This window comes from Pseudomonas sp. PvP028 (genome assembly GCF_017832255.1).
GTDB lineage: Bacteria > Pseudomonadota > Gammaproteobacteria > Pseudomonadales > Pseudomonadaceae > Aquipseudomonas > Aquipseudomonas syringae.
Genome location: NZ_JAFIBL010000001.1, coordinates 3011524 through 3027510 on the forward strand (window position 1 = coordinate 3011524; position 15987 = coordinate 3027510).

General features: G+C 60.2%; 13 protein-coding genes. 8 read left to right on the forward strand and 5 right to left on the reverse strand.

The annotated features are described in order from the left end of the window. Positions 1–129 precede the first annotated feature (129 nt). Positions 130–1377, reverse strand: a complete 1248-nt coding sequence (locus tag JOE34_RS13285; protein WP_003393710.1) for a ribonucleotide-diphosphate reductase subunit beta — start codon at positions 1375–1377, stop codon at positions 130–132. A 265-nt stretch (positions 1378–1642) separates the two neighbouring features. Then, a complete protein-coding gene (locus tag JOE34_RS13290) occupies positions 1643–4555 on the reverse strand; it encodes a ribonucleoside-diphosphate reductase subunit alpha (RefSeq protein ID WP_003418215.1) in 2913 nt (970 codons plus the stop codon). A gap of 709 nt (positions 4556–5264) precedes the next feature. Between JOE34_RS13290 and JOE34_RS13295 the strand changes: the two genes are divergently transcribed. Genes JOE34_RS13295 through fhuF form a run of 3 tightly spaced genes read left to right on the forward strand, consistent with a single transcriptional unit; the run spans position 5265 to position 8327 of the window. Continuing rightward, a complete protein-coding gene (locus JOE34_RS13295) occupies positions 5265–6008 on the forward strand; it encodes a response regulator (RefSeq protein WP_003393712.1) in 744 nt (247 codons plus the stop codon). Between the two features lie 4 nt (positions 6009–6012). After that, a complete protein-coding gene (locus JOE34_RS13300) occupies positions 6013–7623 on the forward strand; it encodes an ATP-binding protein (protein ID WP_017279015.1) in 1611 nt (536 codons plus the stop codon). After that, positions 7581–8327, forward strand: coding sequence for a siderophore-iron reductase FhuF (gene fhuF, locus JOE34_RS13305; protein WP_096113441.1), 747 nt, complete (start codon positions 7581–7583; stop codon positions 8325–8327). The genes JOE34_RS13300 and fhuF overlap by 43 nt, the downstream gene beginning before the upstream one ends. On the opposite strand, the gene JOE34_RS13310 is transcribed toward fhuF, so the two are convergent. Beyond that, positions 8328–9053: a 4'-phosphopantetheinyl transferase superfamily protein gene (locus JOE34_RS13310; RefSeq protein ID WP_198699077.1), complete on the reverse strand. Its 726-nt coding sequence runs from the start codon at positions 9051–9053 to the stop codon at positions 8328–8330. It abuts the gene before it with no gap. Between the two features lie 178 nt (positions 9054–9231). Next, positions 9232–10020: a dienelactone hydrolase family protein gene (locus JOE34_RS13315; RefSeq protein WP_096113442.1), complete on the reverse strand. Its 789-nt coding sequence runs from the start codon at positions 10018–10020 to the stop codon at positions 9232–9234. A gap of 173 nt (positions 10021–10193) precedes the next feature. Between JOE34_RS13315 and JOE34_RS13320 the strand changes: the two genes are divergently transcribed. The 4 genes from JOE34_RS13320 to JOE34_RS13335 all read left to right on the forward strand — a co-directional run bounded on the left by JOE34_RS13320 (position 10194) and on the right by JOE34_RS13335 (position 14407). Next, positions 10194–10544 carry a hypothetical protein gene (locus JOE34_RS13320; protein ID WP_003344838.1) on the forward strand — a complete coding sequence of 117 codons (351 nt, stop codon included), beginning with the start codon at positions 10194–10196 and terminating at the stop codon, positions 10542–10544. A 27-nt stretch (positions 10545–10571) separates the two neighbouring features. Next, a complete protein-coding gene (locus JOE34_RS13325) occupies positions 10572–11249 on the forward strand; it encodes a response regulator (RefSeq protein ID WP_003393715.1) in 678 nt (225 codons plus the stop codon). Beyond that, on the forward strand, positions 11246–12592 hold the full coding sequence (locus JOE34_RS13330; protein WP_057405934.1) for an ATP-binding protein: 1347 nt from the start codon (positions 11246–11248) through the stop codon (positions 12590–12592). Before JOE34_RS13325 ends, JOE34_RS13330 begins: the two co-directional genes overlap by 4 nt. A gap of 462 nt (positions 12593–13054) precedes the next feature. Further along, entirely contained in the window at positions 13055–14407 is a 1353-nt protein-coding gene (locus JOE34_RS13335; RefSeq protein ID WP_003393718.1) for a dicarboxylate/amino acid:cation symporter, read from the forward strand. Between the two features lie 66 nt (positions 14408–14473). Here the strand turns inward: JOE34_RS13335 and JOE34_RS13340 are convergent, their stop codons facing one another. Next, on the reverse strand, positions 14474–14968 hold the full coding sequence (locus JOE34_RS13340) for a SprT family zinc-dependent metalloprotease (RefSeq protein WP_003314586.1): 495 nt from the start codon (positions 14966–14968) through the stop codon (positions 14474–14476). A 194-nt stretch (positions 14969–15162) separates the two neighbouring features. Here JOE34_RS13340 and ttcA point away from each other — a divergent pair, with 194 nt between their 5' ends. Further along, a complete protein-coding gene (gene ttcA / locus JOE34_RS13345) occupies positions 15163–15987 on the forward strand; it encodes a tRNA 2-thiocytidine(32) synthetase TtcA (protein WP_003344844.1) in 825 nt (274 codons plus the stop codon).

Below are 15987 nucleotides of genomic sequence, written 5' to 3' on the forward strand. Positions count from 1 at the left end.
CGAGTCAAACCTCACATTTTTGCCGAAACAAAAATAAAAAAGGCTGCCAGTTGGCAGCCCTTTTCTCAGAACCCGCTTCATTGTTGATGAGATGGGTTCAGCTTTTTTTGCAACTCCGCGGGATGCAAATCAATCCCAGCTCAAAGCTCCACCTGTCTGATACTCAATAACCCGCGTCTCAAAGAAGTTCTTCTCTTTCTTCAAGTCCATGATCTCGCTCATCCAAGGGAACGGGTTGGTCGTCCCTGGATACTCTTCCTTCAAGCCAATCTGGCTCAGGCGGCGGTTAGCGATGAATTTCAGATAGTCTTCCATCATCGCAGCGTTCATGCCGAGTACGCCGCGGGGCATGGTGTCGCGGGCGTATTCGATTTCCAGCTGGGTGCCTTGCAGGATCATCTGCGTGGCTTCTTCTTTCATCTCGGCATCCCACAGGTGCGGGTTTTCGATTTTGATCTGGTTGATCACGTCGATGCCGAAGTTCAGGTGCATGGACTCGTCGCGCAGGATGTACTGGAACTGCTCGGCGACGCCGGTCATTTTGTTGCGGCGGCCCATGGAGAGGATCTGGGTGAAGCCGCAGTAGAAGAAGATGCCTTCCAGTACGCAGTAGTAGGCGATCAGGTTGCGCAGCAACTCTTTGTCGGTGTCGACGGTGCCGGTTTCGAACTTCGGATCGGAGATCGAACGGGTGTACTTCAGGCCCCAGGCTGCTTTTTTGGCGACCGACGGGATCTCGTGGTACATGTTGAAGATCTCGCCTTCATCCATGGCCAGCGATTCGATGCAGTACTGGTAGGCGTGGGTGTGGATCGCCTCTTCGAAGGCCTGGCGCAGGATGTACTGGCGGCACTCCGGGTTGGTGATCAGGCGGTACACGGCCAGCACCAGGTTGTTGGCAACCAGCGAGTCGGCAGTGGAGAAGAAGCCCAGGTTGCGCATGACGATGCGGCGCTCGTCGTCGGTCAGGCCTTCGGGGTTTTTCCAGAGGGCGATGTCGGCGGTCATGTTGACTTCTTGCGGCATCCAGTGGTTTGCGCAACCGTCCAGGTACTTCTGCCAGGCCCAGTCGTACTTGAAAGGTACGAGCTGGTTGAGGTCGGCGCGGCAGTTGATCATCATTTTTTCGTCAACGGCGACGCGGGCGCTGGCGCCTTCGAGTTCGGCCAGGCCTTCAGCGACGTCCAGTGCGTCCAGCGCTTTCTTGGCGCGGATCAGGGCAGCGGAGTCGGCGGCGGTCACGGCGCGGGCTTCCTGGGCTGCGAGGCCACCGGCGCTGTCGAGGCGGTCCATGTTGGCTTCGTTGGCGTGGCCGGCGTTGGTCGCTTTGGCGACTACTTCGCCGTCTTCTTTATCGAATTCGTCCCAGCTCAGCATGGTGTACTTCTCCTGCTTGAGGGTCAGTCGGGTGGACTGGCCTGTTGGATCTAGAGGGTGTGTTGCTTGCTTTTCAGGTGTGGCGCGCAAGGAACATGAATTTTTGGCTTTCGGGGCCTTTGGGTGAGGAGGAGGGTGGCAAGGGGATGTGTATCCTTGCCGGCCTCTTCGCGGACAAGTCCGCTCCTACAGGTACAGCGTCAGGCTTGTTGGCCTCTCGCTCCCACAGGGTTGTGTTTCTCCTGTGGGGGCGAGGCGGGTTGCCTTACTGGCAAGCCTCACAATCCGGCTCGTCGATCGCGCAAGCTTTTGGCACTGGGGCCGGGCCGGCAGGTGCTGCTTCGGTTGGACGCGGGGCGGTGATCGCCGAGTCGTCCGGGCCGTGGCCGCCGCTCGATACTGCGTTGAGCTTGCCGGTGTTGACGGTGGACTTCTCGGTGCTGGTCGCGGCCAAGGCACGGAGGTAGTAGGTGGTTTTCAGACCACGGTACCAGGCCATGCGGTAGGTCACGTCCAGCTTCTTGCCCGAAGCGCCAGCGATGTACAGGTTCAGCGACTGAGCCTGATCGATCCACTTCTGACGACGGCTTGCTGCATCGACGATCCACTTGGTGTCCACTTCGAAGGCAGTCGCGTAAAGCTCCTTGAGCTCCTGCGGGATGCGCTCGATCTGCTGCACCGAACCGTCGTAGTACTTCAGGTCGTTGATCATGACCGAGTCCCACAGGCCGCGGGCCTTGAGGTCGCGAACCAGATACGGGTTGATCACGGTGAATTCGCCGGACAGGTTCGATTTCACATAGAGGTTCTGATAGGTCGGTTCGATCGACTGCGACACGCCAGTGATGTTGGCGATGGTGGCGGTCGGTGCGATGGCCATGATGTTCGAGTTACGGATACCTTTCTGCACACGGGCACGAACCGGCGCCCAGTCCAGGGTTTCTTTCAGGTCGACGCTGATGTACTTCTCGCCACGCTGCTCGATCAGGATCTGTTGCGAATCCAGCGGCAGGATGCCTTTGGACCACAGCGAACCCTGGAACGTCTCGTAGGCACCGCGCTCGTCGGCCAGGTCACAGGACGCCTGGATCGCGTAGTAGCTGACCGCTTCCATGGAGGTGTCGGCGAACTGCACGGCAGCATCGGAACCGTACGGGATGTGTTGCAGGTACAGCGCGTCCTGGAAGCCCATGATGCCCAGGCCGACCGGACGGTGACGCAGGTTGGAGTTCTTGGCCTGCGGTACCGAGTAGTAGTTGATGTCGATCACGTTATCGAGCATGCGCACGGCTACATCGACGGTGCGCTTGAGCTTGTCGGTGTCCAGCTTGCCGTCGACGATGTGGTTCGGCAGGTTGATCGAGCCCAGGTTGCAGACCGCGATCTCGTCCTTGTTGGTGTTCAGGGTGATCTCGGTGCACAGGTTCGAGCTGTGAACCACGCCCACGTGCTGCTGCGGGCTGCGCAGGTTGCACGGGTCCTTGAAGGTCAGCCAAGGGTGGCCGGTTTCGAACAGCATCGAGAGCATCTTGCGCCACAGATCCTTGGCCTGGATGGTCTTGAACAGTTTGATCTTGCCTGGGTATTCGGTCAGCGCTTCGTAGTACTCGTAACGCTCCTGGAAGGCCTTGCCGGTCAGGTCGTGCAGGTCCGGTACTTCGGAGGGCGAGAACAGGGTCCACGGGCCGTCGTCGAAGACGCGCTTCATGAACAGGTCAGGGATCCAGTTGGCGGTGTTCATGTCGTGGGTACGACGACGGTCATCACCGGTGTTCTTGCGCAGCTCGATGAACTCTTCGATGTCCATGTGCCAGGTTTCCAGGTAGGCACAGACAGCGCCCTTGCGCTTGCCGCCCTGGTTGACCGCAACGGCGGTGTCGTTGACCACTTTCAGGAACGGTACGACGCCTTGCGACTTGCCGTTGGTGCCCTTGATGTACGAGCCCAGCGCACGAACCGGCGTCCAGTCGTTGCCCAGACCGCCTGCGAATTTGGACAGCATGGCGTTGTCGTGGATCGCGTGGTAAATGCCCGACAGGTCATCCGGCACGGTGGTCAGGTAGCAGCTGGACAGCTGTGGACGCAGGGTGCCGGCGTTGAACAGTGTCGGGGTCGACGACATGTAGTCGAACGACGACAGCAGGTTGTAGAACTCGATGGCGCGGTCTTCACGGGCTTTCTCTTCGATTGCCAGGCCCATGGCCACACGCATGAAGAAGATCTGCGGCAGTTCGAAACGCACGCCATCCTTGTGGATGAAGTAACGGTCGTACAGGGTTTGCAGGCCCAGGTAGGTGAACTGCTGGTCGCGCTCGTGGTTGATCGCCTTGCCGAGTTTTTCGAGATCGAATTCGGCCAGCACAGGGTTGAGCAGTTCGAACTTGATACCGGCGGTGACGTAGGCAGGCAGCGCCTTGGCGTACAGGTCGGCCATTTCGTGGTGGGTGGCGCTGTCGGCGACACCGAGGAAACCCAGGCCTTCGGCGCGCAGGGTGTCCATCAGCAGGCGGGCGGTGACGAACGAGTAGTTTGGCTCGCGCTCGACCAGGGTACGGGCGGTCATCACCAGTGCGGTGTTGACGTCTTTCAGGGCCACGCCGTCGTACAGGTTTTTCAGGGTTTCGGTCTGGATCAGGTCGGCGTCGACTTCAGCCAGGCCTTCGCACGCTTCGGTGACGATGGTGTTCAGGCGACCCATGTCCAGCGGCGCAAAGCTGCCGTCGGCGCGGGTGATGCGGATCGACGGGTGAGCCTGGACCTGCTCTTCGGGGGCGCGAACGGCACGCTCCTTGGCGCGCGAGTCACGGTAGATGACGTAGTCGCGAGCCACTTTCTGCTCGCCGGCACGCATCAGTGCCAGTTCGACCTGATCCTGGATTTCTTCGATGTGGATGGTGCCGCCCGAAGGCATGCGACGCTTGAACGTGGCGCTGACCTGTTCGGTCAGGCGGGCAACGGTGTCATGGATGCGCGACGAGGCAGCAGCATTGCCGCCTTCAACTGCAAGAAACGCCTTGGTGATGGCAACGGTGATCTTGTCGTCCGTGTAGGGAACGACAGTACCGTTACGCTTGATCACGCGCAGTTGACCGGGGGCAGTGGCAGACAGATCCTGCTGGGTCTGGCTTGCCTGCGGCGCGCCGGTCGGCGAGTTCTCGCGAGTTGTGTCTGTTTGCATGTGTGACTCCACGTTCTTTAAGTTTGTTCGGGCATTGCTGCCCACCATTTCGTTTAGAGCAGTCAGTCGCAAAAGGCGACCAAAGGGCTCCAAAACGAAGGTGAAAGCGGGGTGCTGTCGCCGCTTCCAGGTTTTGAAGCCAAAAAGGACCGGGCTATGCCCGATCCTTCGAAAATCTGATCAAGAGTGCGTGTTCGATGTTGCAAAACGTGTACGGGATGGCTCTGGTTCACGCGCGAGCGTCTTGGTGCCTAAACTGGCTTGAAGTTCAACCCCTCAGACGCAACAAAAATGCTTGAATTTCCCATTTGAGTTGTGCTGGCGTTTTTATTCAAAACCCCACATGTAGGGTGTGTCTCGTCGCCGGGCTACAAGATAATGCGTTTTGGACATGAATTGCAACGCACCGCTTGTGGATAAAGTGTGTGTAGTTTGTGTATGAATCGCACACCTTGCGTGTAGGCCGCATAACTACTGGATCGTGACCGTTTGTCACCGTTTTCTGTAGGCACTGGTGAGGCACTGCTGATTTTTAAGGGCGCGAACCCTATCACAAAAAAACACAGCTGAAAGGCCGTTCTGGCATGTCATGTGCTATGTCGCGTGCGGTGTCGTGTGATCCCCGCGAGGGTTGCTACACTGGCCTGCGACGTGGTGCCGCAACCCCTGCGTTGCAAAAACAAAAAACGGTCGATAACGACAAGGAAAGATGGCTGTGGAACCACACACCTGGCACGTGCTGATCGTCGAGGATGACCAGCGACTGGCCGAATTGACCCGTGATTACCTGCAGAGCCACGGCCTGCGCGTGAACATCGAAGGTGACGGCGCGCTGGCGTCGGCACGGATCATCGCTGAGCAGCCGGATCTGGTGATTCTCGACCTGATGCTGCCCGGCGAGGACGGTTTCAGCATCTGCCGCAGCGTGCGTGACCGTTACGACGGGCCGATTCTGATGCTCACCGCACGCACCGATGACACCGACCATATAGAAGGTCTCGATACCGGCGCCGACGATTTCGTCTGTAAACCGGTGCACCCGCGCGTGTTGTTGGCGCGTATCAAAGCCTTGCTACGCCGTAGTGAAGCGCCGCAGGTGCCGGCTGCCGAGCTGCGCCGTCTGGTGTTCGGCCCGCTGGTGGTGGACAACGCACTGCGTGAGGCCTGGTTGCGCGAGCAGAGCATCGAGCTGACCGGTGCCGAGTTCGACCTGCTGTGGCTGCTGGTGGCCAACGCCGGGCGCACGCTGTCGCGCGAAGAGATCTTCACCGCGTTGCGCGGCGTGGGGTACGACGGGCAGGATCGCTCCATCGATGTGCGTATCTCGCGTATCCGCCCGAAAATCGGCGACGACCCCATTCATCCGCGTCTGATCAAGACCGTGCGCAGCAAGGGCTATCTGTTTGTGCCCGAAGCCGCACAGGACATGAGCGGCCACGTGTTCAGCGGCTGACCTGATGAATTCGATCTTTCTGCGCATCTACGGTGGCGTACTGGGCGTGTTGGTGCTGGTCGCGCTGCTCGGCGTGCTGGCCCTGCATGTGCTCAACCAGTCGCGCGGCGAGCAGTACCGCGAGCGCCTGGCTCATGGCACCTTTACGATCATGGCCGACAATCTGGTGCCGCTCGATGGCATCGAACGGCGCCGCGCCCTGGCGGTCTGGGAGCGTTTGCTGGGCATTCCCCTGAGTCTGCAAACCCTTGAGCAGGCTCACCTCGACAGCAGCGCACTGGGCCAACTGGCGCGCGGCAAGGTGGTGGTCGAACAGATCGGGCCGCACGCTGCCAGGGTTTATCGTCAGTTGAGCGACAAGGAGCCGCTGTTGCTGACCGGCGAAGTGCAGCAGATCACCGAACAGTTGGCGAGAGCCACTATTTACCTGCTGATCGATGAACTGGTGCGCTTTCCGGTCGACGAGCAACCGGCGCGCCTGCAGGCCCTGCGCAGCGACAAGGGGTTCGGTTTCGACCTGCACCTGCTGGCGCTGGATCAGGCGGATCTGGACGATGACCAGCGCCGCCGCGTCTATGAGGGCGATACGGTCATGGCGCTGGGCAAGGGCGGCGATTCGATCCGCGTGCTGGCCGGGATCGTCGACACCAACTGGGTGCTGGAAATCGGTCCGCTGTACCAGATGAACCCTTACCCGTTGCATTGGCTGCTGCTGATCGCCTTGATGGGGCTGTGTCTGATCGGTCTGGTGGTGTACTTGCTGGTGCGGCGTCTGGAGCGACGGGTGCTGGAGCTGGAAGCGGCGGCCACGCAGATTGCCCAGGGCAGTTTGCAAACCCGCGTGCCGACCGAGGGCTCCGACTCGGTGGGGCGTGTGGCAGCGGCGTTCAACAGCATGGCCGAACACCTGCAGCGCTCATTGATGATCCAGCGCGAACTGGTGCGCGCGGTGTCCCATGAGTTGCGTACGCCGGTGGCGCGTCTGCGTTTCGGTCTGGAGATGGTCAGCGACGCCGCGACTCCCGAGGCGCGGCGCAAATACATGATCGGTATGGACAGCGATATCCAGGACCTCGACAAGCTGGTCGATGAGATGCTCACCTATGCGCGTCTTGAGCAGGGCGCGCCGACCTTGAACTTCCAGCGTGTCGATCTGGATGCGCTGATCGATCAGGTGATCGCCGAACTGGCGCCATTGCGCGCCAACGTAAGGGTTTCGCGGGGCGAATGCCTGAGGGCCGAAGAGGGCGAGGCTGCCTGGGTCGAGGGCGAGCCGCGCTACCTGCATCGCGCCGTGCAGAACCTGGTGAGCAATGCGCTGCGCCATGCCGATAACGAGGTGCGTATCAGCTATCGGCTGGAGGCGCAGCAGTGCCGTATCGACGTGGACGACGATGGTCCTGGCGTTCCGGAGCAGGCGTGGGAACAGATTTTCACGCCGTTCATGCGCATCGATGACAGCCGCACCCGAGCCTCGGGCGGGCATGGGCTGGGCCTGTCGATCGTGCGGCGGATCATCCATTGGCATGAAGGCCGCGCGCTGATCGGGCATAGCGTCAGCCTGGGCGGAGCATGCTTCAGCCTGTCTTGGCCGCGCACGCAGGTGCCGCGATGAGCTTGCCGTTGTTTGCCGGGCCATTTGCGCGATTCGGGCGGACCTTGCTGACGGCGGATGACGCGCGCCCGTTGATGACGTTGCCTGATCTGCTGCGCCCCGAGCGTCTTGATCAACTGCTGCTGACTGTTTACGGGCCGCAGCTGATGCCTGATCAATTGCCTGTGCTGGTGTCGCAGTGGGCCAAGTTTTACTTCATGCAACTGATTCCGCCGGTGCTGGTCGCCAGCCTGGTGCATGACTGGCATTGGCCGTTGCAGCTGGAACAGGTGGCGCTTTTGCTGGATGAGCGAGGCGTACCGAGCGGTGTCAGGCTGGCGGGGGAGGGACGCGTCTGGCGGGGTATGCCGGTTGATCCGTTTCAGCGCTTTGCCGGGTTGCTCGATGACAATCTGCAGCCCTTCATTACTTCTCTGAGCGCTTATGGCGGACTGTCTGCCGCGGTGTTATGGAGCAGCGCCGGGGATTATCTGGAAGGCTGCCTTGCGCAACTGGCCACCTGCAGTGATGCGTCGCTGGCTGCCGGGCGGGCGCTGTTAAGCGAGAAGAAAAGGCCGGACGGGCGCGCCAATCCTCTGTTCCAGGCCGTGCGTTATGTGCCGCAGGCGCAGGGCGGTGAACCTCGCAGGCAACGGCGTGTGTGCTGCCTGAGTCATCGGGTCGAGTGGGTTGGACGTTGCGAACATTGTCCGCTGCCCGGCTGATCAACCTTCGACGGCGACCAGGCTCAACAGGTGGTCGTCCTGCACACTGAACTGACCGTCCAGCTCCTTGCCCGCATGCCACTCGCTGGACAGGTCGATCAGCAGTTGTAATCGGGCGTGGCCATCGGCGGACCATTCCAGCAGTTGCGCGTCTTCGAAGTAGAAGCGCTTGTGCACGATGGGGTAGAGCGCCTTGAACAGCGCTTCCTTGATCGAAAAGGTCAGGGTCACGCGCAGCGCGATCTGATCTTCCGGACCTGCCGCCATCTCTGCCAGCTCGGCCGCCGTCAGAATTTCCCCGGCCAGCCGCGAGGCGCGGTCGTGGCTCAGCAGGTTTTCCGTATCCAGCCCCAACCCGCGCCACTGCTGCTTATGCGCAACCACGGCAGCGGCCCAGCCGGTGCTGTGAGTGATCGAACCGCAGACATCAGCGGGCCAGATCGGCGCACGGTCTTCGCCCACTGCAGGGACATGCAGGCGGCCATCCAGCTGACGCATGGCTTCGCGGGCGCAGAGACGACCGGCGAGGAATTCAGTCTGGCGCTTGGCCACCGAACGCTGAATGCTCGCGGGCATTTGCAGCTCACAACGCTGAAAGTCGCCGTCGACCAGCTTGAGCGGATCAAAATGCCCACTCACGAGCAGCGCCCCCGGCAAGGCTTGCGGCAACGGCCAATGCCGGATCAGTTCCGGGCAGCAGATGGGGAGGTGGGATAGTCGAGTCATGGGCGGCATTTTGCCGGGGTAATGGGTTGGAGGGAAGGGCACTAGCAGTAACTATCGTGCCGATGCTACAGCGTGCGGAACGCTAATCCTGGCTATCGTGCGGCGCTCTGCGTCGCATGCCTTTCCGGACGCTCCGCGTCCTCCCAGACTCGGGTGGACGCGCAGTGTCAGCTATGGCTCAACCAAATATCTTCTTGAAAAACACTTTCATGTCCGCCCAGGAGCTCTCATCGGCGGCCTTGTCGTAGCCGATGTCCGGGCCGCCGTGTTCGCCGTGGCTCAGGCGGTCGGCGTCGGGGTTGGTGAAGCCGTGTTTGGCGCCGTCGATGCTGACGAATTTGTAGTCGGCCTTGGCGTCGTCCATTTCCTTCTTGAACGCGGTGACGTTTTCAGGGGTGACCATGCTGTCCTTGGCGCCGTGCTCGACCAGCATTGGCACCTTGATGCCCGGTTTTGCAGGAGTGTTGGTGACCAGTGCGCCGTGGAAACTCACCACGCCCAGCAGCGGTTCACCGCGGCGTGCTGCGTCGAGCACGATCTTGCCGCCGAAGCAGTAACCGATCGCTGCGATCTTTTTCGGATCGGTCTGTGGCTGCTTCTTCAATTGCTCCAGCCCGGCGTCAAAACGCTTGTCGGCGGCATCGCTGTCCTTCAGCGCGGCCTGCATGAAGGCCATCGCGTCTTTCGGGTGCTCGGTGTTCTTGCCTTCGCCGTACATGTCGATGGCCATCGCGCTGTAACCCAGCGCAGCCAGGTCGCGGGCGCGGCGCTTGGCGTAGTCGTTCAGGCCCCACCATTCGTGAACCACCAGGACGCCAGGGCGCGGGCCTTTTACAGCGTCGTCGTAAGCGTAATAGCCCACCAGCTTGGTGCCGTCGGCACTTTTATAATCGATCTGCTCGGTCTTGATCGCCGCCTGGGCGAGGCCGGTCAGGCCCATTATGATCATTGCAATCCACACACGCATGGTCAGCTCCTTGTTGATGTTTTGAAGTCGCAAACAACCATAGCCGATTCTGCTGCACAGGGTGTGGATGACTGTTCAGCGCCGGTTCATGCAGTGTTCAGTCGGGGTTCAGCCCGGCGCGATTACTGTTGGCCCATACCTTGACAGCGTCCCCGAGCGCAAAAGGAGTCGATATGTTGAATCTCAACAAGTTTTTCCTGGCCTTGGCTTTTCTGGGTGGCAGTGCTGCGGTGCAGGCGGGTGATGGTCGGCTTGACGTGGCCCGTATCGAATTCAGCAAGACCAGCGAAAAGCTTGACGATACCAACAGTTGGGGACACGCGCTCGGGGAGCAGGCGCATTCCAACGTCTCGGTGGGGACGCTTTATTCGCCACCGGTTTACGGCAGCCTGACGGGCACTCACAATGGTGCGCCTGTCAGCCGCGAAATCCTGCTGGGCAGCTATGATGTGACACAACACGTGCCCGTCAGCGCCCGCCTGTTGAGTACTGATGCGACGATGTCGTTTCATTCTTTGTCTTGAGGCTGCGATTGTGCCTGGGAGAGCTGCATGAAGTTGTTGGTAGTTGAGGATGAAGCGCTGCTGCGCCACCACCTGCGAACCCGTCTGACCGAAGCCGGGCATGTGGTGGAAGCGGTGGCCAACGCCGAAGAGGCGTTGTATCAGGTCGCGCAATTCAATCACGATCTGGCGGTGATCGACCTGGGCCTGCCGGGCATCGGCGGCCTTGACCTGATTCGCCAGCTGCGTGCACTAGGCAAGGCCTTTCCGATCCTGATCCTCACCGCGCGCGGCAATTGGCAGGACAAGGTCGAAGGGCTGGCGGCCGGGGCTGACGACTACGTGGTCAAACCCTTCCAGTTCGAAGAGCTGGAGGCACGGCTGAACGCCTTGTTACGGCGTTCCAGCGGCTTCATCCAGTCAACAATAACGGCTGGTCCGCTGTTGCTGGACCTCAATCGCAAGCACGCCGCACTGGCCGAGCAGCCGTTGGCGCTGACGGCCTACGAATACCGCATTCTTGAGTACCTGATGCTCCATCATCAGCAAGTGGTGCCCAAGGAGCGCCTGATGGAGCAGCTGTACCCCGATGACGACGAGCGCGACCCGAACGTGATCGAAGTGCTGGTCGGTCGTCTGCGTCGCAAACTGGACGGCAGCGTGGCTTTCAAACCTATCGAAACCGTGCGCGGCATGGGCTATCTGTTCAATGAGCGCTGTACGTGATTCGTTCGCTTCGCCTGCGCTTGATGCTGGGCGCCGCCACGCTGGCGGTGATCTTCATGCTGCTGATGCTGCCTGCACTGCAGGGGGCGTTCAGCCTGGCGCTACGCGGAGCGATCGAGCAACGCCTGGCTTCTGATGTCACCACCATGATTTCGGCGGCTCGCGTCGAAAACGACCATCTGTTGATGCCCTCGGTGTTGCCGGGCGAACAATTCAATCTGCCCGGCAGCCGTCTGCTGGGCTACATCTATAACCGCCAGGGGCAGATGGTCTGGCGCTCGTTGTCGACCGAAGGCGAGAACATCGACTACCGCCCGCAATATGACGGGCAGGGCAGCGAGTTCACCAAGATCAAGGAAATCAATGGCGATGAGTATTTCGTCTATGACGTCGAGATCCGGCTGCTCGGCGGGCGCAATGCCGCGTTCAGTATCGTTGCCGTGCAACCGTTGCGCGGCTATCAGGAAACCATCGACGGTCTGCGCCGCAAGCTTTATCTGGGCTTTGGCGCAGCACTGGCGGTGCTGCTCGGGTTGCTGTGGATGGGCCTGACCTGGGGGCTGCGGGCCCTGCGCGGCTTGAGCCAGGAACTGGATCAGGTGGAATCCGGCGTACGCGACAGCCTCAGCGAAGAACACCCCAGCGAACTTCTGCGCCTGACCGACTCGCTCAACCGCCTGCTACGCAGCGAGCGTGAGCAGCGGATTCGTTACCGCGACTCTCTGGACGACCTGGCGCATAGCCTGAAAACCCCGCTGGCGGTCTTGCAAGGCGTAAGCGAGAACATTGCCAAGCGCCCCGAGGATGTCGAGCAGGCGTGGGTGCTGCAATCGCAGATCGAGCGCATGAGCCAGCAGATCGGCTATCAACTGCAACGGGCCAGCCTGCGCAAGAGCGGTCTGGTGCGGCATCACGTGATGCTGCGACCCGTGGTCGAAAGCCTGTGCAACACGCTGGACAAGGTGTATCGCGACAAACAGGTCAAGGCCACGCTGGACCTGCCCGAGCACTGCCAGGTGCATATGGAAGAGGGCGCGTTGCTGGAAATGCTCGGCAACCTGCTGGAAAACGCCTATCGGCTGTGCCTGAGTGAAGTGCGCGTCAGCTTCACGCGCTCGACGACCGGCGATGAACTGTGCGTCGAAGACGACGGCCCCGGTGTCCCGCAGAGCCAGCGTGCGCGCATTCTCGAACGCGGCGAGCGTCTGGACCGCCAGAACCCCGGGCAAGGCATTGGCCTGGCGGTGGTCAAGGACATCATCGAAAGCTACGGCGCGCAATTGACGCTGGGCGATTCCCCGCTGGGCGGCGCGGCGTTCAGGATTCATTTTCTGGCGCAGTGAGGGTGTGATTCGCCCCAGTTTCAAGAGCGGACGCAGAGCGTCCAGAACGGCATGCCAACGCGGAGCATTGGCACGATAGTGTTATCACACCTATCGTTCCTCACGCTCCAGCGTGGGAATGCCGTTCGTGACGCTCTGCGTCACACCTCTGTGCGTCATCGAGCGCTCCCGTCACCGGCGAAAGAAGGCGGATACCCGCCACTGTGTGCCTGTTTTTCCCACCATACGGCGGAAAACCGCCACCTCTCCTGTCAGATCCCGGCTACCGTTACCAGTGTGCGCCTTATGCTGCGGGGCTTTGATATCAAAATGACTCCATGGCACGCGTATTGCTACCTACATGGCAGAGACCTGCCTTGCGCAGCTCGACAAAACAAATCCCTCCAGTGCAGGAGGGTTAGCGCTTTATAGGCTCGCGCGCATCAGGTGAAGATGCCGACGACGCCCTTGAGGAAAACTGCAATGACGACTCGTCAGCCCATCTACAAATCCCTCTATTTTCAGGTAATCGTAGCGATTGTCATCGGTATCCTGATCGGTCACTTCTACCCGGACACCGGCAAGGCGTTAAAACCGCTGGGTGACGGGTTCATCAAACTGATCAAGATGGTTATTGCCCCGATCATCTTCTGTACCGTCGTCAGTGGTATCGCTGGCATGCAGAGCATGAAGTCGGTCGGCAAGACCGGCGGCTATGCGCTGCTGTACTTCGAAGTTGTTTCGACCATTGCGTTGCTGATCGGTCTGATCGTAGTCAACGTTGTTCAGCCGGGTGCCGGCATGAACATCGACGTCAGCACGCTCGACGCTTCGAAGATCGCCGCCTACGTTACGGCCGGTCAGGATCAGAGCATCGTCGGCTTTATCCTTAACGTCATTCCTAACACCATCGTCGGCGCGTTTGCCAACGGCGATATCCTGCAAGTGCTGATGTTCTCGGTGATCTTCGGCTTTGCGCTGCATCGCCTGGGTGCCTACGGCAAGCCGGTTCTGGACTTCATCGATCGCTTCGCCCACGTGATGTTCAACATCATCAACATGATCATGAAGCTGGCCCCGCTGGGTGCGTTCGGTGCCATGGCCTTCACCATCGGTGCCTATGGCGTTAGCTCGCTGGTGCAGTTGGGTCAGTTGATGATCTGCTTCTACATCACCTGTGTTCTGTTCGTCGTGTTTGTACTGGGCGCGATCGCCCGCGCTCACGGCTTCAGCATCTTCAAGCTGATTCGCTACATCCGTGAAGAGCTGTTGATCGTACTGGGTACTTCTTCTTCGGAATCGGCCCTGCCGCGCATGCTGATCAAGATGGAGCGCCTGGGTGCCAAGAAGTCTGTGGTCGGTCTGGTTATCCCGACGGGCTACTCGTTCAACCTGGACGGTACCTCGATCTACCTGACCATGGCCGCCGTGTTCATCGCTCAGGCAACCAACACGCACATGGACATCACGCACCAGATCACCCTGTTGCTGGTGCTGCTGCTGTCGTCCAAAGGTGCTGCTGGCGTAACCGGTAGCGGCTTCATCGTACTGGCTGCGACCCTGTCGGCTGTAGGCCATCTGCCGGTTGCCGGTCTGGCGCTGATTCTGGGTATCGACCGCTTCATGTCCGAAGCCCGCGCCCTGACCAACCTGGTCGGTAACGCTGTTGCTACCGTTGTGGTTGCCAAGTGGGTCGGCGAGCTGGACACCGACAAGCTGCAGTCCGAGCTGACTTCCGGTGGCTCTGCCATTCTGGAAACCCGCCCTGAAGACGACCTCGGCGTTGCCGAAGGCCCGACTCCGGCCGCTGCGGTGAACACCACCAAGACCGTCTGATAACCCTCAGGCCATAAAAAACCCATCTTCGGATGGGTTTTTTTGTGCCTGCAGTTTGCCGGAGGATTATTCCGTGCGCGTCTCGCCGCTGAACACCAGAGGCTCGCGGCAGCGACGGCACAGGTAGCGCCGCCCCTTGCGAACCATACCGTGACGCTGCGCGGTGAACGGAAAGTCGCTGTCCGGGCACGGGCAGCGGTAGATGTAACGGATCACGCTACGCCGCTTGACCGCATAGGTGTGGCAGCGATTGGGCGGCAGTTCATAAACGCCGCGCATGATCAATTGCCATTCTTCGCCATGCGGCTGGATGCTGCCACCGAACAACTGATGGGCAATAAGGTGCGCGACCTCGTGGGGCACGGTCTGGCGCAGGAAGTCTTCGGCGTTTTCCTTGTAGAGCTGCGGGTTGAAGCGCAGCAGGTTTTCATGCAGGTGAGCGACACCGGCCTTCTGACCGCGCAACTGGAAACTGACCACCGGGCGTTTGAAGGTGCGCTTGAAGAAGGCTTCGGCTTGTTGGTAACAGGTCTCGACGCGTGAATTGAGTTGTTCGGGCATGCTTTAGGGTTCTCCAGTGCGCCAAGTATGCCGCAATGTGGCTAAGCTCTGAACAGGCCAACTGCCCGGTGGTCATTTTTGATCCAGCGTGGTCGCCTGTCTGAACAGTACAGGCGCAGCATATTTAACGAATGGTCGGTTACGGGTAAAATGTCCGGCTTTTCTCAAGCTACCGTCAGCGGATACTTCCATAAATGGGCACCCTTTCAGTCAATCAGAACAAATTGCAGAAACGTCTGCGTCGGCTGGCCGGCGAAGCGGTTGCCGACTTCAACATGATCGAAGAGGGTGACAAGGTCATGGTCTGCCTGTCCGGCGGCAAGGACAGTTACACCATGCTCGACGTGCTGATGCACCTGCAGAAGGTCGCGCCGATCAAGTTCGACATCGTGGCGGTCAACATGGACCAGAAGCAGCCCGGCTTTCCCGAGCACGTGCTGCCTGCCTACCTCAAAGAGCTGGGTATCGAGTACCACATCGTCGAGAAAGACACGTATTCAGTGGTCAAGGAACTGGTCCCCGAAGGCAAGACCACCTGCTCGCTGTGTTCACGGCTGCGTCGCGGCACGCTGTACACCTTCGCTGACGAGATCGGTGCCACCAAGATGGCGCTCGGGCACCACCGCGACGACATCGTCGAGACATTCTTTCTCAACATGTTCTTCAATGGCTCGCTCAAGGCCATGCCGCCCAAGCTGCGTGCCGATGATGGCCGTAACGTGGTGATCCGCCCATTGGCGTACTGCCATGAAAAGGACATTCAGGCCTACTCGGACCTAAAGCAGTTTCCGATCATCCCGTGCAACCTGTGCGGTTCGCAGGAAAACCTGCAACGTCAGGTGGTCAAGGAGATGCTGCAGGACTGGGAGCGCAAGACGCCAGGCCGGACGGAGAGCATCTTTCGCGCCCTGCAGAACGTGCAGCCCTCGCAGCTGGCCGACCGCAACCTGTTCGACTTCAGCAACCTGCGCATCGACGAAACCGCTGCGTCGCGGTTCGTCAATGTGGTCAATATCTGA